The 19670-nt window shown below is 69.8% G+C and carries 17 protein-coding genes and 1 pseudogene; 13 read left to right on the top strand and 5 right to left on the bottom strand.

The window, feature by feature from the left end:
* The first annotated feature begins 176 nt into the window (after positions 1-176).
* From recA to dapF, 5 genes are all read left to right on the top strand, one after another.
* Positions 177-1319, top strand: a complete 1143-nt coding sequence (gene recA / locus FGL15_RS00750; RefSeq protein ID WP_079707085.1) for a recombinase RecA — start codon at positions 177-179, stop codon at positions 1317-1319.
* A gap of 85 nt (positions 1320-1404) precedes the next feature.
* Positions 1405-2220, top strand: a complete 816-nt coding sequence (locus tag FGL15_RS00745) for a regulatory protein RecX (RefSeq protein WP_168223263.1) — start codon at positions 1405-1407, stop codon at positions 2218-2220.
* A 35-nt stretch (positions 2221-2255) separates the two neighbouring features.
* A complete protein-coding gene (miaB, locus tag FGL15_RS00740; RefSeq protein WP_138944599.1) occupies positions 2256-3857 on the top strand; it encodes a tRNA (N6-isopentenyl adenosine(37)-C2)-methylthiotransferase MiaB in 1602 nt (533 codons plus the stop codon).
* Positions 3854-4768 (top strand): tRNA (adenosine(37)-N6)-dimethylallyltransferase MiaA, encoded by a 915-nt coding sequence (gene miaA / locus FGL15_RS00735; RefSeq protein ID WP_138944598.1) that lies wholly within the window; start codon positions 3854-3856, stop codon positions 4766-4768. The genes miaB and miaA overlap by 4 nt, the downstream gene beginning before the upstream one ends.
* Positions 4769-4777: 9 nt before the next feature.
* Complete coding sequence (dapF, locus tag FGL15_RS00730) at positions 4778-5659, top strand: diaminopimelate epimerase (protein ID WP_138944597.1); 882 nt, start codon at positions 4778-4780, stop codon at positions 5657-5659.
* Between the two features lie 5 nt (positions 5660-5664).
* Here dapF and FGL15_RS00725 read toward each other — a convergent pair whose 3' ends face one another.
* A complete protein-coding gene (locus tag FGL15_RS00725) occupies positions 5665-6288 on the bottom strand; it encodes a class I SAM-dependent methyltransferase (protein ID WP_138944596.1) in 624 nt (207 codons plus the stop codon).
* Positions 6289-6329: 41 nt separating this feature from the next.
* Here FGL15_RS00725 and hflX point away from each other — a divergent pair, with 41 nt between their 5' ends.
* The gene (gene hflX / locus FGL15_RS00720; protein WP_240773685.1) at positions 6330-7934 is read left to right on the top strand and encodes a GTPase HflX; all 1605 of its coding nucleotides are present in this window, start codon (positions 6330-6332) and stop codon (positions 7932-7934) included.
* Between the two features lie 9 nt (positions 7935-7943).
* Here the strand turns inward: hflX and FGL15_RS00715 are convergent, their stop codons facing one another.
* Positions 7944-8858 (bottom strand): hypothetical protein, encoded by a 915-nt coding sequence (locus tag FGL15_RS00715; RefSeq protein WP_138944595.1) that lies wholly within the window; start codon positions 8856-8858, stop codon positions 7944-7946.
* A gap of 236 nt (positions 8859-9094) precedes the next feature.
* Here FGL15_RS00715 and FGL15_RS00710 point away from each other — a divergent pair, with 236 nt between their 5' ends.
* Complete coding sequence (locus tag FGL15_RS00710; protein ID WP_138944594.1) at positions 9095-10093, top strand: methylenetetrahydrofolate reductase; 999 nt, start codon at positions 9095-9097, stop codon at positions 10091-10093.
* Positions 10090-12417: a 5-methyltetrahydropteroyltriglutamate--homocysteine S-methyltransferase gene (metE, locus tag FGL15_RS00705; RefSeq protein ID WP_138944593.1), complete on the top strand. Its 2328-nt coding sequence runs from the start codon at positions 10090-10092 to the stop codon at positions 12415-12417. Before FGL15_RS00710 ends, metE begins: the two co-directional genes overlap by 4 nt.
* An 84-nt stretch (positions 12418-12501) precedes the next feature.
* Here the strand turns inward: metE and lexA are convergent, their stop codons facing one another.
* Positions 12502-13200: a transcriptional repressor LexA gene (gene lexA, locus FGL15_RS00700; RefSeq protein WP_071262299.1), complete on the bottom strand. Its 699-nt coding sequence runs from the start codon at positions 13198-13200 to the stop codon at positions 12502-12504.
* 271 nt (positions 13201-13471) lie between these two features.
* Here lexA and FGL15_RS00695 point away from each other — a divergent pair, with 271 nt between their 5' ends.
* From FGL15_RS00695 to FGL15_RS00685, 3 genes are all read left to right on the top strand, one after another.
* Positions 13472-13864, top strand: coding sequence for a LysM peptidoglycan-binding domain-containing protein (locus FGL15_RS00695; RefSeq protein ID WP_079002676.1), 393 nt, complete (start codon positions 13472-13474; stop codon positions 13862-13864).
* An 89-nt stretch (positions 13865-13953) separates the two neighbouring features.
* Positions 13954-15414 (top strand): amino acid permease, encoded by a 1461-nt coding sequence (locus FGL15_RS00690; RefSeq protein ID WP_138944592.1) that lies wholly within the window; start codon positions 13954-13956, stop codon positions 15412-15414.
* A gap of 31 nt (positions 15415-15445) precedes the next feature.
* The gene (locus FGL15_RS00685; protein WP_138944591.1) at positions 15446-16525 is read left to right on the top strand and encodes a histidinol-phosphate transaminase; all 1080 of its coding nucleotides are present in this window, start codon (positions 15446-15448) and stop codon (positions 16523-16525) included.
* A 34-nt stretch (positions 16526-16559) separates the two neighbouring features.
* Here the strand turns inward: FGL15_RS00685 and sufU are convergent, their stop codons facing one another.
* Together sufU and FGL15_RS00675 are read right to left on the bottom strand one after the other, a co-directional pair.
* Positions 16560-16997, bottom strand: a complete 438-nt coding sequence (gene sufU, locus FGL15_RS00680; RefSeq protein ID WP_138944590.1) for a Fe-S cluster assembly sulfur transfer protein SufU — start codon at positions 16995-16997, stop codon at positions 16560-16562.
* A pseudogene (locus FGL15_RS00675) lies at positions 16994-18300 on the bottom strand (SufS family cysteine desulfurase). Before FGL15_RS00675 ends, sufU begins: the two are co-directional and overlap by 4 nt.
* Before the next feature lie 110 nt (positions 18301-18410).
* Between FGL15_RS00675 and hisB the strand changes: the two are divergent.
* The gene (gene hisB / locus FGL15_RS00670; RefSeq protein WP_079707070.1) at positions 18411-19019 is read left to right on the top strand and encodes an imidazoleglycerol-phosphate dehydratase HisB; all 609 of its coding nucleotides are present in this window, start codon (positions 18411-18413) and stop codon (positions 19017-19019) included.
* Positions 19016-19651 carry an imidazole glycerol phosphate synthase subunit HisH gene (hisH, locus tag FGL15_RS00665; RefSeq protein WP_138944589.1) on the top strand — a complete coding sequence of 212 codons (636 nt, stop codon included), beginning with the start codon at positions 19016-19018 and terminating at the stop codon, positions 19649-19651. Before hisB ends, hisH begins: the two co-directional genes overlap by 4 nt.
* Positions 19652-19670: the final 19 nt, after the last annotated feature.

Below are 19670 nucleotides of genomic sequence, written 5' to 3'. Positions count from 1 at the left end.
GTTCTGCACGGATCGAGCCGTCCACCGGTGCATGTCGGTGGTGGCGCGTACCGTTGGAGACATCAGGAACGACCGACGCCTTGTCGCCCTCGGGCCCCGACCTTCAGCAGAAGCGGGTCCCGGAACACGCGGCGACAGTCTATAGGCACCCGACACCGAGCAGAGAGAAGCACACCATGCCAAGTCCAGCTGAACGCGAGAAGTCCCTCGAAACCGCACTCGCCCAGATCGACCGTCAGTTCGGCAAGGGCTCGGTGATGCGCCTCGGCAGCGACGAGCGCGCACCGGTCGAGGTCGTCTCAACCGGCTCGATCGCCCTCGACGTCGCGCTCGGCATCGGAGGGCTCCCGCGAGGCCGCATCGTCGAGATCTACGGGCCTGAGTCCTCGGGTAAGACGACGCTCACGCTGCACGCCATCGCGAACGCCCAGCGTGCCGGCGGCATCGCCGCCTTCATCGACGCGGAGCACGCACTCGACCCCGAATACGCCAAGAAGCTCGGCGTCGACATCGACTCGCTGCTCGTCTCCCAGCCCGACACGGGTGAGCAGGCGCTCGAGATCGCCGACATGCTCGTGCGCTCGGGTTCCATCGACCTCATCGTGATCGACTCCGTCGCCGCGCTCGTGCCCCGCGCCGAGATCGAGGGCGACATGGGTGACTCGCACGTCGGTCTGCAGGCCCGCCTCATGTCGCAGGCCCTGCGCAAGCTGACCGGTGGCCTGAACCAGACGAACACGACGATGATCTTCATCAACCAGCTGCGCGAGAAGATCGGTGTGATGTTCGGCAGCCCCGAGACGACCGCCGGTGGTAAGGCCCTGAAGTTCTACGCCTCGGTCCGACTCGACATCCGTCGCATCGAGACGCTGAAGGACGGCACGGAGGCCGTGGGTAACCGCACGCGCGTGAAGGTCGTCAAGAACAAGATGGCTCCGCCCTTCCGGCAGGCCGAGTTCGACATCCTGTACGGCGTGGGCATCTCCCGCGAAGGGTCGTTGATCGACTTCGGTGTCGAGCACGCCATCGTCAAGAAGGCCGGCGCCTGGTACACCTACGAGGGCGACCAGCTCGGTCAGGGCAAGGAGAACGCCCGGAACTTCCTGCTGAAGAACCCGGACATCGCCGCTGAGATCGAGCGCCGGATCCTCGGCAAGCTCGGTGTCGGTGCCGAGGGTGCCGCCACCAAGAAGGCCGCGGATGCCGCCGCAGCCGAGGTCGCTGCTGCCGAGGCCGCCGCGCTCGAGGCGGCGACCGGTGGAGCCCCGCAGCTCGCAGCCGCCGGCGCACCGAAGTCCGCCGCGAAGCGCAGCGCGTAACGCGCGCCCCGAACAGCGAGGTCACCATGGTCGTCTCCTTCCCTCCCGCCGGTCCGGCCGACGAGTCGTCGGAGCACGTGGCCCCGTGACCTCGCTGTTCGGGCGCCGTCCGGCGCCCGATGCAGCTGCCGAGCCCGACGGTTGGTTCGTCGGGCAGACCGACGACGCACCGGTCGTGGCCGCGCCCGTCGTGCGTCCCGTCGCTCCGTTGCGGCGGACGCCCACCGAGCGCACCGAGACGGAGACCACCCCGCCGCGCGACGTGTCAAGCGATGCCCCCACGGCGACGAGCCCGACGACACCACCTGAGCCCGCCCCGCGGACGCTCGCCTGGACCGCGGCCGTCGAGGCGCCGGAAGACGACGCAGACGACCGAGCCGAAGCCGATGAGGTCGAGGCTCCGGTCGATCCGGAGGTCCGGCTGGCCGAACTCGACCTGCTCGCGGTGCGACGACTCGCCCGCCGCGGGTGTTCCGAGTGGGAGATCGCGGAACTCCTCCGCGGCCACGACGCCGCACCCGACGAGGTCGAGCACGTCCTCGCCGAGCTCCGCCGACGCGGCTATCTCGACGACGCCGAACTCGCGCGTCAACTCGTCGAGAGCCTGCACACCCGCAAGGGGCAGTCCCGTGCGGTGATCGGCCGCGAACTCTCCTCGCGACGCATCGACGCCTCGATCGTCTCCGAGGCCCTCGAAGCCATCGACGACGACGACGAGCTCCGACGAGCGCTGGTCGTCGCCGAGAAGCGCGCCGGTCAACTGCGCTCCCTCGATCAGGCGACGGCCGAGCGACGTCTGTCGGCCTATCTCGCGAGACGCGGATACGGCTCGGTGATCATCCGTGAGGCGTGCTCGCGTGCCCTGTCGGGGTCGAAGCGTTCCGGCGTGAGTTTCCGCTGACCGGAGGCATCTCAGGCCGCGCGTAGACTGCCGGTATGAGCAGCATCGTCGAGACGCCCACGGTCATCAGCGCCTCACCCGCCGCGATCGACGAGTCAGGTCGGCAGCGGAGCTATGAGGTCCGCACCTACGGGTGCCAGATGAACGTGCACGATTCCGAGCGGCTCAGCGGGTCACTCGAGGCCGCCGGTTACATCAAGGCGGACGGCGAGCAGGCGGACATCGTGGTCATCAACACCTGCGCGGTCCGAGAGAACGCCGACAACAAGCTGTACGGCAACCTCGGCCACCTGGCATCGATCAAGAAGCAGCGCAGCGGCATGCAGATCGCCGTCGGCGGTTGTCTGGCGCAGAAGGACAAAGAGGTCATCCTCCGGAAGGCCCCGTGGGTGGACGTCGTCTTCGGGACGCACAACATGGGCTCACTGCCGTCGCTGCTGGAGCGGGCCCGGCACAACGACGAGGCCCAGCTGGAGATCCTGGAGTCGCTCGACACCTTCCCCTCCACCCTCCCGACCAAACGCGATTCCAGCTACAGCGGCTGGGTCTCGATCTCCGTCGGGTGCAACAACACGTGCACCTTCTGCATCGTGCCGTCGCTCCGCGGCAAGGAGAAGGACCGTCGCCCGGGCGAGATCCTCGGTGAGCTGCGCGCGCTCGTCGAGGACGGCGCCATCGAGGTGACGCTACTCGGGCAGAACGTGAACTCCTACGGTGTCGAGTTCGGGGATCGTCAGGCGTTCGGCAAGCTCCTGCGGGCGGCCGGCACGATCGAGGGCCTGGAGCGCGTCCGGTTCACGAGCCCGCACCCGGCCGCCTTCACCGACGACGTGATCGACGCGATGGCCGAGACGCCGAACGTGATGCCGCAACTGCACATGCCGCTGCAATCGGGCTCCGACCGCATCCTCAAGGCCATGCGTCGCTCCTACCGGTCCGAGCGCTTCCTCGGGATCCTCGATCGGGTCCGTGCCAGGATCCCGCATGCGGCCATCTCCACCGACATCATCGTCGGGTTCCCCGGCGAGACGGAGGAGGACTTCCAGGAGACCCTCCGCGTGGTCGAGGCCGCACGGTTCGCCAGCGCCTTCACCTTCCAGTACTCGATCCGTGCCGGGACTCCGGCGGCCACCATGCCCGATCAGGTCCCGAAGGCCGTCGTGCAGGAACGGTACGAGCGCCTCATCGCGTTGCAGGACCGCATCAGTCTCGAGGAGAACCAGCGCCAGGTGGGCCGGCAGGTGGAGTTGCTCGTCGCGGTCGGCGAGGGTCGCAAGAACGACGCCACGCATCGACTGAGCGGGCGGGCCGAGGACTCCCGGCTCGTCCACTTCGAGGTGCCGGCGGGCTCCGAGGTGCCGCGACCGGGCGATGTCGTGACCGTGACCATCACCGAGGCCGCGTCCTTCCACCTCATCGCCGACGCACCCGGTGGTGAACCCCTGCGGGTCCGTCGGACGCGTGCCGGAGACGCGTGGGATCGAGCTCAGGCCGACTCCTGCGGCGTGCCGACGCCGGCCGGTGCGGCGGAGCCTGGCCGGGTCTCGCTCGGCCTGCCGGGCCTGCGCATCGGGGCGCCGACCGTCGGCGTGACCACGTCGCCCATCTACGACCCGAGCGACGGCGAACGTCGGTGACCGGCTTCCTCGCGGTCGTCGGAGCGACCGGGACGGGGAAGTCCGCGCTGTCGCTCGAGCTGGCGACCGCTCTCCGCGAGGCGGGGCGTCCAGCCGAGATCGTCAACGCCGATGCCATGCAGTTCTATCGCGGCATGGACATCGGGACCGCGAAGCTGCCCATGGAGGAGCGGCGCGGGATCCCGCACCACCTCTTCGACGTCCTGGACGTCACGGAGGAGGCGTCCGTCGCCTGGTACCAGCCGACGGCTCGCGCGGTGATCGACGAGCTCACAGCGCGTGGGGTGACGCCGATCCTCGTCGGCGGTTCCGGGCTGTACGTCTCGAGCGTCATCCATGACTTCCGGTTCCCCCCGAGAGACCGCGCCCTGCGCGAGCGCCTGGAACGGGAACTCGAGGAGGAGGGGCTCCCGGCGCTCATCGAGCGGCTCCGCCTGGCCGATCCCGCGACCGCCGACCGCATCGATGCGGCGAACGCCCGCCGGGTCGTGCGCGCACTCGAAGTCCACGAGTTGGCCGAGCGCGGCCACGGTGCAGCGCTTCCGGAACGCCCCGTCCCATGGCGGCCGGTCGAGGTCATCGGGGTCTCGACGCCGCGAGAGGTCCTCGTCGAGCGCCTCGACCGGCGCGTCGAGATGATGTGGGATGCAGGACTCGTCGCGGAGACTGCCGAGCTGCTCGAGCACGGCCTCGAGCAGGGCGTCACCGCCGGCCGTGCGATCGGGTACGCCCAAGCGGTGGCGCAACTGCGGTCGGAGCTCACCGAAGCGGAGGCGATCGCCGAGACCCAGCGTCTGACGAGGCGGTACGCGCGCCGTCAGGTCAGCTGGTTCAAGCGCTATCCGGCGATCACCTGGGTGGAGGGCGGCAGCACCGAGGCCAGTGAGCTGGCCCACCGAGTGCGCCCGTAGACTGGTCGGATGGCGTCGACACTCTCCTTCACGAAGGGCCACGGCACGGGCAACGACTTCGTGCTCTTCTCCGATCCCGACGGCCAGGAGGCCCTCGATCCTGGCCAGATCGCGGCGCTCTGCGACCGGCATTTCGGGATCGGGGCCGACGGCGTCATCCGCGCCGTCCGGTCCGCGCACCTCGATGCCGGGGCGGCCGTGCTCGCTGAAGACCCTGCCGCGGAGTGGTTCATGGACTACCACAACGCCGACGGTTCGGTCGCGGAGATGTGCGGCAACGGCATCCGGGTGTTCCTGCACTACCTGCTCGAGAGCGGGCTCGTGGAGCTGGCACCTGGCGAACAGCTCGCCATCGGCACCCGCGCCGGCGTCCGAATGGTCGGCTACGACCCGCTCGGCTACGCCGTCGACCTCGGCCGCTGGAGCCTCGACGAGCGGGAGACGCTCGTCCGGGTGAAGGGGCTGCCCGTGGCCCGCCCGGGGATCGGGATCGACGTCGGCAACCCGCACATCGTCGTCGCGGTCGCCGACGCCGCCGAACTCGACGGAGCGGAGCTGGAGTACGTCCCACAGCTCGACCCCGTACCGCCGCACGGTGCCAATGTCGAGCTGGTCGTCCCGGGTGAGCCGCTCATCGCCGACGGCGTGGCCCGGATCCGCATGCGCGTCCACGAGCGCGGGAGCGGCGAGACCCTGAGCTGTGGCACCGGGACGGCTGCCGCGGCACTCGCGTTCCGCCACTGGGCGGGCGCGGCGGCTCCGAACGACTGGCGCGTCGAGGTGCCGGGCGGCGTGCTCGGGGTGCGCATGGTGCCAGGCACGGACGGCGAGCACGTGGTGCTGGCCGGCCCGGCGACGCTCGTCTACTCCGGGACGATCACCCTGGCCTGAGCCGGTCAGGCCGAACGGAGCTCCCGACGCCTGGCGTGCAGGACGCGGAAGCCCTTGGCCATGGCCGCACGTCCGACGTGGAACGACGTCGGCAGCTGCTCCTGCAACCACTTCTGCAGTGAGTCGGAGCCGAGGTTCTTCTGCACGACGAGCCAGGCGTCACCCTCGTCCTCGAGCCGCGGCAACCAGTGCATCAGCATGCGGTGCAGCTCGTCCTTGCCGACGCGGATCGGCGGGTTCGACCAGATGGTCGCGAAGCGGACCGTGTCGGGGACGTCGTCGGGGAGGACGGCACGGATGTTGGCGAGCCCGAGGCGTTCCGCGTTGATCCGGGTCAGGTCGAGCGCCCGTTCGTTGACGTCGACCGCCCAGACGGTCGCGTCCGGCGACGCGAGCCCGAGCGACAGGGCGATCGGACCCCAGCCACAGCCGATGTCGAGGAGGTCGCCCGCCGGCGGGGGAGGAGGGGTGTTCGCGAGCAGCACCTGGGTGCCCTGATCGAGGTGACCCGGACTGAAGATGCCACCCGCCGAGACGAGCGAACGGTCGACGCCGCCGAGACGTGCGGTGATCGGTTTGAGCTGCAACTCGCTCGCGGGTTCGGCGGTGAAGTAGTGCTCGTTCGACATACAGGAACGGTACCGGACCAGGAGGAAGTAGGGTTAACGCGATGCCTAGACCACCGATGGACGCACCCCAGGACCACGCAGACGACACCGATGTCGATGTCGAGGCGGTGGTGGACGGCGCCTCGGCCACCGATCCCGACGACGTCGTCGCGCGCGTGCTCACGAGCGCCGCGTCCCGATCGAGCGGGTACACCCTGTTCGGCAGCGGTGCCGCGGCGTTGCAGACGGGTGATGCCTCGGGCGGCAGCTCCGACGACGGCGAGCAGTACGACCGCGAGGACCGACAGGCCCTCCGTCGCGTCGCCGGGCTCTCGACCGAGCTCGAGGACGTCACCGAGGTCGAGTACCGGCAGCTCCGGCTGGAGAACGTCGTCATCATCGGCGTCTACCCGCAGGGTGCGCTCCACGACGCGGAGAACTCCCTGCGCGAACTCGCAGCGCTTGCGGAGACCGCCGGCGCCGTCGTCCTCGACGGGCTCCTGCAGCGCAAACCGCACCCCGACCCGAGCACCTATCTCGGTCGCGGCAAGGCCCAGGAACTGAAGTCCATCGTCCAGGCGCTCGGCGCCGACACGGTGATCGCCGACACGGAACTCGCACCCAGCCAGCGTCGCGCCCTCGAGGACGCGGTCGGCGTGAAGGTGATCGACCGCACGGCGGTCATCCTCGACATCTTCAGCCAGCACGCGAAGAGCCGAGAGGGCAAGGCACAGGTCGAGCTCGCCCAACTCGAGTACCTCCTGCCCCGCCTCCGAGGCTGGGGTGAGTCGATGAGCCGTCAGGCCGGTGGCCAGGTCGGTGGTGCCGGCGCCGGTATGGGTTCGAGGGGCCCCGGTGAGACGAAGATCGAACTCGACCGACGCCGCATCCACACCCGGATGGCGAAACTGCGCAAGTCGATCACGGCGATGAAGCCGGCGCGCGAGGCCAAGCGGGCCAACCGTCGTCGTAACACGGTGCCGTCGGTCGCGATCGCGGGGTACACGAACGCCGGCAAGTCGAGCCTGCTGAACCGCATCACGAAGGCCGGCGTCCTGGTCGAGAACTCGCTCTTCGCGACACTCGACGCGACGGTCCGCCGCAACGTGACCTCCGACGGACGCGAGTACACCCTGGCCGACACGGTCGGGTTCGTGCGCAACCTGCCGCACCAGCTGGTCGAGGCCTTCCGCTCGACGCTCGAAGAGGTCGCCGACAGCGACGTCATCGTGCACGTCGTCGACGCCGCGCACCCCGACCCTGCCGGCCAGATCGCCACCGTGCGCGATGTCATCGGCGAGGTCGGAGCTCGGCACATCCCCGAGCTGGTCGTGTTCAACAAGGCCGACCTCGTGGACGACGGCCAGCTGCTCGTGCTCCGCGGTCTCGTCCCGGACGCCGTCTTCGTGTCGGCCCGCACCGGTCTCGGGATCGACGAGCTCATGGAGCGCATCGAGACGCTGATCCCGTCGCCGAGCAACGAGGTCCACGTCATCGTGCCCTTCGACCGCGGAGACCTCGTCACGCTGCTGCACGAACGCGGCAAGGTGCTGTCGACGGACTACGACGAGCGTGGCACGATCGTGCACGCCCTGGTCGGTGCCGAGCTCGCCGCCGCCCTCGCGCCGTTCGCCGAGGTCGTCCCGGCACCCGCCGTGGCCGGCTGACCCGACTCCTCACGCGCAGCGCGCGCGGACGGCATCCTTGAGTGCCTCCGCCGTGTCGGCGTCGAGCGGCAGGGTCATGACGGCCTCCGGGCCGTCGTCGATCCGCACGACGAGTGGGAAGAGGGTCCCCACCTTGTCCTCCGCCAGGGCGTGCGGGTCGCACCGCGTCGGCACCATCCGCAGTTCGACGGACTGCGGCCCGTCGGCGGCGTCGACGTTCAGGCTGAGCGGCCAGTCCTGGGGCGGGTCACCGCCGCCGTCGGTCGGCGCCGGTCGCAGCAGGACCGTCGACCGCAGTGTGACGAGCTCCAGCCTGCCTGGAGCGCCGGTCGGTACGGCCGTGATCGTCAGGACGGCGACCGTGGTGGACCCGACTCCCTCGAGGCGGATCCCGGGTGCGGCCGCCACCTCGGCGATACGCTGCACCGCCGCCACCGTGCACGTCGAGGCACGGATCCGCTGCAGCGCGTTCGTCGGATCGGGGAGGTCGGCGGCGGACAGGACCGCGCCGTCGTCGAGTCGGAGCAGGAGATCGACCTGCGCGTCCCCGTCGTGTGCGTCGCAGTCGATCGGGGGCAGCTCGACGGCGAGGTCCGTGGTCTGTCCAGCGCGGACCGTCGAGGATCGGTCCCGGACGGTCGGCGCGGTGAACGCCGACCCCGCCAGCTCGAGTCCGACGATCGTGATGTCGTGGTCGCCGCCGTTGCCGACACGGACGATCGCGGCGTCGCTCGCGTACTGGTCCCGGTTCTGACGGAACTCGACCACGAGGTCCACCGCTGAGGCTGCGCGTGTCGCCCGCGGCACGGGCGAACCGGCGGTCGTGCACCCGGACAGGGCGATCACCACCGCCACGCAGGACGCGATGACGCGCGAACCGAGTACTCGGCGCTCGGCGCCCCGGTGCCTGGTGCCCACGGTCATGGCATCAGCGTAGGACCGGAGCGCCGCCGGGGGAATGTGTCGCAGGATGACGCTGTCGGACGGATGTCCGTCGCGCGGATCGTCGGGCGTTGCTATCGTCGTGCGCATCGTACCCGCCCTCACCGGCGGAATCGGAGCGACAGCCGAGCCCGGCACCCGCCCACGACACACCAGCGGAACCGCTGCGTGCTGCGTGGTCGCCGGCTCTCGATCCGCTGCCACCGAGACGAGACCTCATGATCACGACGGAGCCCGCCTGTCCCGGGCGCACCCCCTTCTCGTTCGAGCTGTATCCGCCGAAGACGCTCGACGGCGGCCTCGCGCTCGCACGGACGGTCGAGCACCTGGCCGCCGCCGGCCCGGAGTTCATCTCGGTCACCTTCGGCGCCGGTGGTTCCTCGCGAACGGCGAGCCTCGACGTGCTGCGCAGCATCCGGACGTCGACCTCGGTGGATCCGATGGCCCATCTCACGTGCGTCGGCTCGACGCACGCGCAGGCCAGCCGACTCATCAAGGACTTCCTCGACGCCGGGGTGCACAGTTTCCTCGCGCTCCGTGGCGACCCGCCCGCCGGCGCGGTCGAGGGGGACGCCTTCCTCGGTGATCTGGGGAGCGCCGCGGAACTCGTGCAGCTCATCGGCCGGGTCAGTGCCGAGCACGAGCCCTACGCCGAGGGGTCGCTGGCCGGCCTCCCGGGCGCGGTGCAGCTCGGTCGACGCCGTCGGCCTCGGATCGCGGTCGCCGCGTTCCCCAACGGTCACCCGCGCTCCCGGTCGACGACGCAGGACCTCGACACCCTGTTGGCCAAGCAGGCGGCGGGGGCGACGCTCGCCATCACCCAGCTCTTCTTCCATGCCGACGACTACCTCGCCTTCGCCGAACGTGCGAGACGTCACGGCGTCACCATGCCCATCCTGCCGGGCGTGATGCCCATCACGAGTCCGGCGCGGCTGCGTCGGGTGCTCGAGCTCAGCGGCGAGGCGCTCCCGAGCGACCTGGCCATCGCACTCGAGGTCGAGCCGGACGAAGCGGGACGGATCGACATCGGCACGGAGTACTCCGCACGACTCATCCGCGACGTCGTCGCGGGCGGCGCGCCGGGCGTCCATCTCTACGCCTTCAACCAGCATCGGACGGTGCTCGACGTGTTGCACCGTGCCGGCATCCCCATGCAAGGCGACCGACCGATCCGCCATCCCATCCCCGACCCACTCACCAGCAAGGACGCACGATGAACCCCACCTCCCCATTCCCCGTCGGCACCATCCTCGGCTACCCGCGCATCGGGCCGAACCGGGAGTTGAAGCGCGCCGTCGAGTCCTTCTGGGCCGGCCGGATCGACGCCGAGGCGCTCGAGCGGACGGCCTCCGAGCTGCGTGCCGCCACGCGTGCCCGCCTCGCGGGGCTCGGCCTCGACCCGACGAACGCCGCGATCCCCGAGAGCTTCGCGTTCTACGACCAGGTCCTGGACGCCGCGCTCACCGTCGGCGCCGTCCCGGACCGCTTCTCGTCGCTCGTCGGGGCCGACGGTCGGGTCGACCTCGCCGGGGCGTTCACGATCGCTCGTGGCGCCGGCGACCTCGCCCCGCTCGAGATGACGAAGTGGTTCGACTCGAACTACCACTACCTCGTCCCGGAGATCGGCGAGTCGACGCCGTTCGCGCTCTCCGACGACCGAGTGGTCGAGCAGTTCCGCGAGGGCCTCGCCGAGGGGTACGTGACGCGGCCGGTCATCGTGGGCCCCGTGACGTTCCTGCTGCTGTCCAAGGCGGCCGAGGGGGCCTCAGCGGGATTCGCCCCGATCGATCGACTGGAGGCGTTGCTGCCCGTCTACGCGGAACTCCTCCAGCGCCTCGCCGCTGCCGGCGCGCCCTGGGTGCAGCTCGACGAACCCGCATTGGTGTCGGAGACGTTCGACGTGCCGAGGTCGACGGTCCTCGCGGCGATCGAACGATCGACGGCCGTCCTGTCCGCCGTGTCCGACCGCCCGGCGATCTTCGTCGCGGCTCCCTACGGCGCCTTGGGCGACGCCCTCCCAGTGCTGGCCGCCTCGGGGGTCGAGGCTGTCGGTGTCGACCTCGTCCGAGGAGGCCTGCCTGAGTCGTCGGCCGGACTCGCGTCGAAGACCGTCGTCGCCGGGGTGATCGACGGCCACAACGTGTGGCGCGGCGACCTGGCCGCCGCGGCCGATCTCCTGGCGCGCGCGGCGGAGCGCTTCCCGCAGCTCGCGGTGTCCACCTCGACCTCCCTCCTGCACGTCCCGCACGACGTGTCGGTGGAGACGAAGCTCGACCCCCGTCTCCGGAGCTGGCTCGCCTTCGCCGACCAGAAGGTGGATCAGATCGCGGTCCTCGCACGCGGCCTCACCCGGGGGCGTGCGTCCATCGCGGCCGAGCTCACCGCAGCGTCGGCCGCGCTCGACGATCGGCTGGCCGCGCCCGGCGTCGTCGATGCCGCCATCCGCGCACGAACGGCAGCGCTCGCACCAGCCGACTTCACCCGAGACGACTACCAGGAGCGCGCCACGGCGCAGGAGCAGGCGCTCGGCCTGCCGTTCCTCCCCACGACGACGATCGGCTCCTTCCCGCAGACCGCGGACATCCGTCGTGCCCGCGCGCAGCGGGTCGCCGGGACGCTCGACGAGGAGGCCTACGTCGAGACGATGCGCGCGGAGATCGGGCGCGTCGTGGCGCTGCAGGAGGACCTCGGCATCGACGTCGTCGTCCACGGCGAGCCCGAGCGCAACGACATGGTCCAGTACTTCGCCGAGCACCTCGACGGGTTCGCGGTGACGGAGCACGGGTGGGTGCAGTCCTACGGTTCGCGATGCACCCGTCCGTCGATCCTGTGGGGTGACGTCTCGCGGCCGGCGCCGATCACGGTCGAGTGGTCGGCCTACACGCAGTCGTTGACCACCAAGCCGGTGAAGGGCATGCTCACGGGCCCGGTGACGATCCTCGCCTGGTCCTTCGTGCGCGACGACCAACCGCTCGCCGAGACGGCGAACCAGGTCGCCCTCGCCCTGCGCGACGAGATCGCCGACCTGGAGCGGGCCGGCATCCGCATCATCCAGGTCGACGAACCCGCACTCCGCGAACTGCTCCCGCTCCGGCGGGCCGACCAGGGGCGGTACCTCGACTGGTCGGTGGGCTCCTTCCGGCTGGCGACCGCGGGCGTGCACGCCGAGACGCAGATCCACACCCACCTCTGCTACTCCGAGTTCGGGGTGGTGATCGACGCGATCCGACGACTGGACGCCGACGTGACGAGCATCGAGGCGGCACGGTCTCGGATGGAGGTCGTGTCCGACATCCGGGCGAGTGGTTTCGACCACGGCATCGGCCCAGGCGTCTACGACATCCACTCGCCTCGGGTGCCGAGCGTCGCGGAGGTGACGGCGCTGCTCGAGATCGCACTGGAGGGGATCCCGCAGCGCCAGGTCTGGGTGAACCCGGACTGCGGACTCAAGACGCGAGGCTACGAGGAGACGGTCGCCTCCCTCGCCAACATCGTCGAGGCGACGCGTGCGGTCCGCGCACGGGTCGGTGCGACCGGCTGACGTCGAGGGGCCTACACGGACGAGGGACGGGACGATCCACGGATCGTCCCGTCCCTCGTCGGTTCCGCGGAATGGTCCGGTCGGTCAGACCGTCCGGAGCACGGCGACGACCTTGCCGAGGACTTCGGCGTGGTCGCCGAGGATCGGTTCGAAGGCCGAGTTCCGGGGGAGCAGCCAGGTGTGACCGTCGCGCTGGCGGAACACCTTCACGGTCGCCTCCTCGTCGAGCATCGCCGCGACGATCTCGCCGTTCTCGGCGGTCTTCTGCTCGCGGATGACGACCCAGTCGCCGTCGCAGATCGCGGCGTCGACCATCGAGTCGCCGACGACCTTCAGCATGAACAGACTGCCCTTGCCGACCAGCTGGCGGGGCAGGGGGAAGATCTCCTCGACCTGCTGCTCGGCCGTGATCGGGATGCCGGCGGCGATGCGACCGACGAGCGGAACCATGGCGGCGTCGCCGACCGGGGGAGCGGAGTCGGGATCGCTGCCCTCGACGGCGCTCGGCAGGTCGATGAGCACCTCGATGGCGCGGGGACGGTTGGGATCGCGTCGGAGGTATCCGCTGAGCTCGAGCTGTCCGAGTTGGTGCGTGACACTCGACAGTGAGGCGAGCCCGACGGCGTCACCGATCTCACGCATGCTCGGCGGATACCCGCGCTGCGAGACCGAACGCTGGATGACGTCGAGGATCGCCAGCTGCTTGTCGCTCAGGCTCTTCCGTCGCCGGGTGCCGCCGATCTGGCGCTCCCGGGCTCCGTCGCCCGCCGTGTTCGCTGCCATCTTCGCTCCTCCCCTGATCGGCTGTCGGTGACCGATGTCGGTGGGTGGTGGTGTACTGCTTCCAACACTCGAAACTGTATCCGCACCAGCTCGTCCAGACAAACATCTGTTCGAGCGTGTCGCCGATCCCGCGCGTCTCAGGTACGAAGACAGGGTTGAGTATTCGAACAATCGAAGATATATTCGGAACACAGGTTCGTATCCGGCACTCCTGGTCGAGTGTCGGGTACGAGTCCTCATCACACGATGAGCACACTCTTGGAGGGTTGACATGAGCGCAGCACTGATCGGGTCCCACCGGGCGCTTCCCGCACGGACGGCGCAGGTACCGACGTCGGACGCACCGTCCACACGTCGCCTCCGCCTGACGAAGCGCGGTCGCGTCGTGTTCACCACGCTCGCCGCCATCCCGCTGGTCATCGGCGTCGCGGTCGTCGGACTCTCCGCAGGCGGTGCCGCGGCCAACACGGCGGCGGCGGGAGCCACGTTCACGTACATCACGGTCGACCCGGGCGAATCGCTCTGGCAGCTGGCCGAGTCGATCGCCCCCGACGCCGACCCGCGAGACGTCATCGCAGAGATCATGAACCTCAACCAGCTCAGCACCGCTGGCGTCGAGCCGGGGCAGCGCCTGGCGATCCCGCAGCGGTACGCGGCCGAGTAGGCCGACAATCGGCGGGTCACTCCCCGCTGGTTCTCAGCTATCGTCGATGGCGCGGTGCAACGACGCCCGCAGCATCGTCGGAGGCAAGCATGAGTACAGACGATCGGAGCCGTTCGCTGCTCCGGAAGAAGCCCATCGCGGAGATCGAAGATGAGACCTCCGGCTCGAAACTGTTCAAGAGCCTCGGGCTCTGGCAGCTCACGGCCATCGGGGTCGGTGGCATCATCGGGGTGGGGATCTTCTCACTCGCCGGACTCGTCGCGCATGGGAGTGAGACATCGCCCGCCGTCGGGCCGGCCGTCCTCTTCTCCTTCCTGATCGCGGGTCTCGCCTCCGCGGCCGCCGCCTTGTCGTACGCGGAGTTCGCCGGCATGATCCCGCGAGCCGGGTCCGCGTACACCTACGGGTATGTGGCGCTCGGCGAGATCATCGGCTGGTTCATCGGTTGGGACCTGTTGCTCGAGTACATCGCGATCGTCGCGGTGGTCGCGATCGGGATCTCCGGCTACTTCGACGCCTTCCTGTCGGGCATCGGGATCCACATGCCGGCCTGGATGACCTCGACCGCCGACGAGGGGAAGGGCGGCCTCGTCAATCTCCCCGCCATCTTCGTCTGTCTCCTCGTGACCTTCATCCTGAGCCGCGGGACGAAGGCCTTCGGTCGATTCGAGCTCATCGCGGTCGGCATCAAGGTCCTGCTCATCCTGTTCATCATCGGCCTCGGGGTCTTCTACATCAACGGGGAGAACTACGACCCGTTCCTGCCCAGCGGCTTCGGGCCGGTGTTCGCCGGTGCCGCGACGGTCTTCTTCGCGGTCTTCGGATACGACGCGATGAGCACGGCGGCCGAGGAGGCGAAGGACGGCAAGAAGCACATGCCGAAGGCGATCATCCTCTCCCTCATCATCGCCATGCTCCTGTACGTCGCGGCCACTCTCGTGCTGACCGGCATGCAGAACTACACCGACATCGACCCCACGGCCGGGTTCGCATCGGCGTTCCAGAGCGTCGGCCTCCCTGTGGTGGCGACGATCATCTCCGTCTTCGCCGTCCTGTCGATCCTCACCGTGATGCTGACGTTCCTGTTGGGTGTCACCCGCGTCTGGTTCTCGATGAGTCGCGACGGGCTCCTTCCGCGCTGGTTCTCGCGCACGGACCGGCGAGGAGTGCCGCAGCGGGTGACCTGGATCGCCGGCGGCGCGGCAGCCGTCTTCGCCGGTGTGTTCCCGATCAAGCAGGTCGCCGACCTGACGAACATCGGCATCCTGGCCGCCTTCATCGTGGTCTGCGTGTCCGTGATCGTGTTCCGGTACACGAAGCCGGACGAGCCCCGCTCCTTCCGGTTGCCGTTGATGCCGTTCGTCCCGGCGTTCGGCGTCCTGGCCTCCGGTTTCCTGATCCTGCAGCTGCACTGGGAGACGTGGCTGCGGTTCGGGGTCTGGCTGGTGATCGGTCTCATCGTGTACTTCGCCTACGGGCGACGCCACTCGCTGTTGAACCCGGCGAGCCCGCGGCACGAGGTCCTTCGTCGGGAGCGTCGGGCGGAGTGAGCGCGCTGGTCGGAATGGCTAGCATTGTGGAGTGACCGCTCTCGACGACCTCCCCATCCGCGACGACCTCCGAGGACAGCGCCCGTACGGCGCTCCCCAGGCCCTGGTGCCGGTGGCGCTCAACGTCAACGAGAACACCCACCCGATCCCCGAGGCGGTCGCGCACGACATCGTCGCCTCGCTCGCGTCGGCCGTCCTCACGGTGAACCGGTACCCCGATCGCGAGTTCACGGAACTCCGTGAGGCGCTGGCGGGATACCTGGGTCACGGGGTGGCCCCGGAGCAGATCTGGGCGGGGAACGGGTCGAACGAGGTACTGCAGCACATCCTGCAGGCTTTCGGAGGTCCCGGGCGCTCGCTCCTCGGGTTCACGCCGACGTACTCGATGTATCCGCTCCTGGCCGCCGGCGTCGGCACCAGGTGGATCCCCGCGACGCGCGACGCCGAGTTCGAGCTCTCGCCCGAGACCGCCGCGCGTCAGGTGGCCGAGGCGGATCCCGACCTCGTGTTCCTCTGCTCGCCCAACAACCCCACCGGAACACCGTTGTCGCTCGAGACCATCACCGCGGTGTACGAGGCGTCGCGGGGCATGGTGATCGTCGACGAAGCGTATGCGGAGTTCGCACATGACGACGAGGCGAGCGCGTTGACGCTGTTGGAGGGGCGTCCGCGCCTGATCGTCTCCAGGACGATGAGCAAGGCCTTCGCCTTCGCCGGGGTCCGTCTCGGGTACCTCGCCGCCGACCCCGCGGTCGTCGACGCGCTGAGGCTCGTCCGGCTTCCGTACCACCTGAGCGCCCTGACGCAGGCGGCGGCGACCGCCGCGCTCCGGCACGCCGACGAGATGCTGGCGATGGTCGACGACATCCGGACGCAGCGCGATCGCCTCGTCGTCGAGCTCGGACGTCTCGGCTACGACCCGAAGCGGAGCGGATCAAACTTCGTCCTGTTCGGCGGCGTCGCCGATCCGCACGCGGCGTTCGAGGCGCTCTTCGCGCGGGGGATCCTCATCCGCGACGTGGGCATCCCGAACCACCTGCGGGTGACCGCGGGCACCGAGGCGGAGACGACCGCGTTCCTCGAGGCCCTCGCTGCGATCAGCCCCGCCTGACCAGCCCTCGGGCGGGCGGAGGCGGGGCGTCTGCTCACGGCAGGCGGGTGATTGCCTCCTCGGCGGCGACCCAGGGGAGCATGGCGCACTTCACGCGGGCGATGTAGCGCGAGACGCCACTGAACGCCGCGGCGTCTCCGAACCGTTCCTCGTCGAACTCGAGCGTGCCCCGCGAGCGGATGACCGTGCGGAACTCCTCGACCAGGGCCTGGAGCTCGCGTGGCGTGAGGCCCGCTGCGAGGTCGCTCAGGCAGGAGCTCGATGCCTGCGAGATCGAGCAGCCGTGCCCCTCCCAGGCGATCGGTGCGAGACGACCGTCGGGCCCGGGGTGGAGCTGCAGGGTGACTTCGTCGCCGCAGGTGGGGTTGAGCTGGTGCGACTCGGCGGCGGGCGCGTCCCGCAACCCGAATCCGTGGCGCTGGCGGGCGTGGTCGAGGATGAGCTCCTGGTAGAGGCTCTCCAGGCCGCTCATCGGGACACCCCGAAGAACGGACCGACGAGGGCGGCCGCCTCGAGGAACGCGTCGATCTCGTCCTCCGTCGTGTAGAGGTAGCTGCTGGCGCGGGTGGACGCGGTGAGGCCCAACCGGCGGTGGAGTGGTTGCGCGCAGTGGTGACCGACGCGGACCGCGATGCCCCGGTCGTCGAAGAACTGACCCACGTCGTGGGCGTGCACACCGGCGAGGTCGAAGCTCGCCAGCCCGGCGCGAGGTGTCCCGGGCGGCGGCCCGATGAGAGTGACGCCGGGGATGGCGTCGAGTCCGGCCGCGAGACGCTGTCCGTAGGCCGCCTCGGTGGCGTGGACACGGTCCATGCCGACCGCCTGCAGGAACCGGACGGCGCTCGCGAGGGCGATCGCCTGCGACACCGGCTGGGTCCCGGCCTCGAACCGTTGCGGGGCGGGCAGGAACTCCGCGCCGTCGAGCGTGACGGTCGTGATCATCGACCCGCCGGTGAGGAAGGGGGAAGGGCGTCGAGCAGCCGGCGGCGACCCCACAGGGCCCCGATGCCGTTCGGACCGAGCATCTTGTGGCCGGAGAACACGAGGAAGTCGACGCCGAGGGACGCGACGTCGACGGGCAGGTGCGGCACGGACTGGCAGGCGTCGAGCACGGTCAGCGCGCCGACGCGTTCGGCGAGGGCGACGAGCTCGGAGACCGGCGCGATCGCCCCGGTGACGTTGGACACGTGTGCGAACGCGATGATGCGCGTGCGTTCGCCGATGACGTCGTCCACGGCGTCCAAGCGCAGCACGCCGTGGTCGTCGACCGGCAGGTGACGGAGGGTCGCACCGGTGCGGGCGGCGAGTTGCTGCCAGGGGATGAGGTTCGCGTGGTGTTCGAGTTCCGTGACGACGATCTCGTCGCCTGGGCCGAGGCGGAATCGCGCGGCGGCAGCACCACCGAGGCCGGCGCTCGCATTCCCGATGGCCCCGGCGATGAGGTTGAGGGCCGCGGTCGCGCCGGAGGTCCAGACGAGTTCCCGTTCGTCGGCACCGATGAACGCGGCGACGGTCGCGCGAGCGTCCTCGAAGAGCTCCGTCGCCTCGGCTGCCAGGATGTGGGCGCCACGGTGGACGGCGGCGTTCTGGTGCGTCGCGTAGTCACGCTCCGCGTCGATGACCTCGATCGGGCGTTGCGAAGTGGCTCCGGAGTCCAGATAGACGAGCGGGTGTCCGTTCATCTCCCGGGCGAGGATCGGAAACCGTTCACGGAGAGCGGCGATCTCCGTCGCGTCGAGTGGGACGGCCGGGGCGATGCTGGGTGTGGAAGTCATGACCTCTCAACGATAGGCGTCGGCACGCCCTGGTGCAGCCGCATGACGCGACGATGCCCACCCGTCGACACACGGCGTGCAGCATCGGTGCGCTCGTTACACTGGATCCCATGACCACCCAGCAGCGCACGGCCCGGATCCAGCGCGCGACGAGCGAGTCCAGCATCGAGCTGGAATTGAACCTCGACGGCACCGGCACGAGCAGCATCGAGACCTCCGTCCCGTTCTACAACCACCTGCTCACGGCCTTCGCGAAGCACTCGCTGACCGACCTGACCGTCCGTGCGACGGGCGATGTCGACATCGACGTCCACCACACGGTCGAGGACGTCGGTATCGTCCTGGGCCAGGCGATCCGTCAGGCGCTCGGCGACAAGGCCGGCATCTCGCGGTACGGCGACGCGCTGGTCCCGCTCGACGAGGCGCTCGTGCAGGCCGTGGTCGACATCTCCGGTCGTCCGTACCTCGTGCACGGCGGGGAACCGGCCGGATTCGAGTTCCACCTCATCGGCGGGCACTTCACGGGTTCGATGGTGCGTCACGTCTTCGAGGCGATCACCTTCAACGCGGGCCTCACCGTGCACGTGAACGTCCTCGGCGGTCGCGATCCGCACCACATCGCCGAAGCGGAGTTCAAGGCGTTCGCGCGGGCCTTCCGGCAGGCGAAGGCGTTCGACCCCCTGGTCCAGGGCATCCCGTCGACGAAGGGCGCGCTGTGAGTGCACGCCCGTCGGTGGTCGTCCTCGACTACGGCTCCGGCAACGTGCACTCCGCCGTCAAGGCCCTCGAACTCGCCGGCGCCGACGTCGTACTGACGGGTGACCGCAAGGCCGCCCAGGCCGCCGACGGTCTCGTGGTGCCAGGGGTCGGTGCCTTCGACGCGGTGATCGGAGCCCTCCGTTCCTCGCACGGCGACGAGGTCATCGACCGCCGTCTCGCGGGAGGCCGTCCGGTCCTCGGCATCTGCGTGGGGATGCAGGTCATGTTCGAGCGCGGCTTGGAGCGCGGGTCCGAGGCCGACGGCCTGGGGGAGTGGCCGGGAGCGGTGACGGAACTCGAGGCTCCCGTCCTGCCGCACATGGGATGGAACACGGTGTCGCCGGACGCGGGGTCCGTGCTCTTCGACGGCCTCGCCGACGAGCGCTTCTACTTCGTCCACTCCTATGCCGCACAGCAGTGGACCCTCGAGGTCATGCCGCCGTTCCCCGAGCCGCGCCTCACCTGGGCGACCCACGGCGTGCCGTTCCTCGCGGCCGTCGAGAACGGTCCGTTGTCGGCCACGCAGTTCCACCCGGAGAAGTCGGGCGACGCCGGTATCCGTCTGCTGTCCAACTGGCTCGGCACCCTGTAGCCGACTAGGATCAGGTGCT

This window comes from Plantibacter sp. M259 (assembly GCF_006065115.1).
In the GTDB taxonomy this organism is placed as follows: domain Bacteria; phylum Actinomycetota; class Actinomycetes; order Actinomycetales; family Microbacteriaceae; genus Plantibacter; species Plantibacter auratus.
Note: the sequence above shows the minus strand (reverse complement) of the source record. Positions and strands in the feature narration are given on the sequence as shown.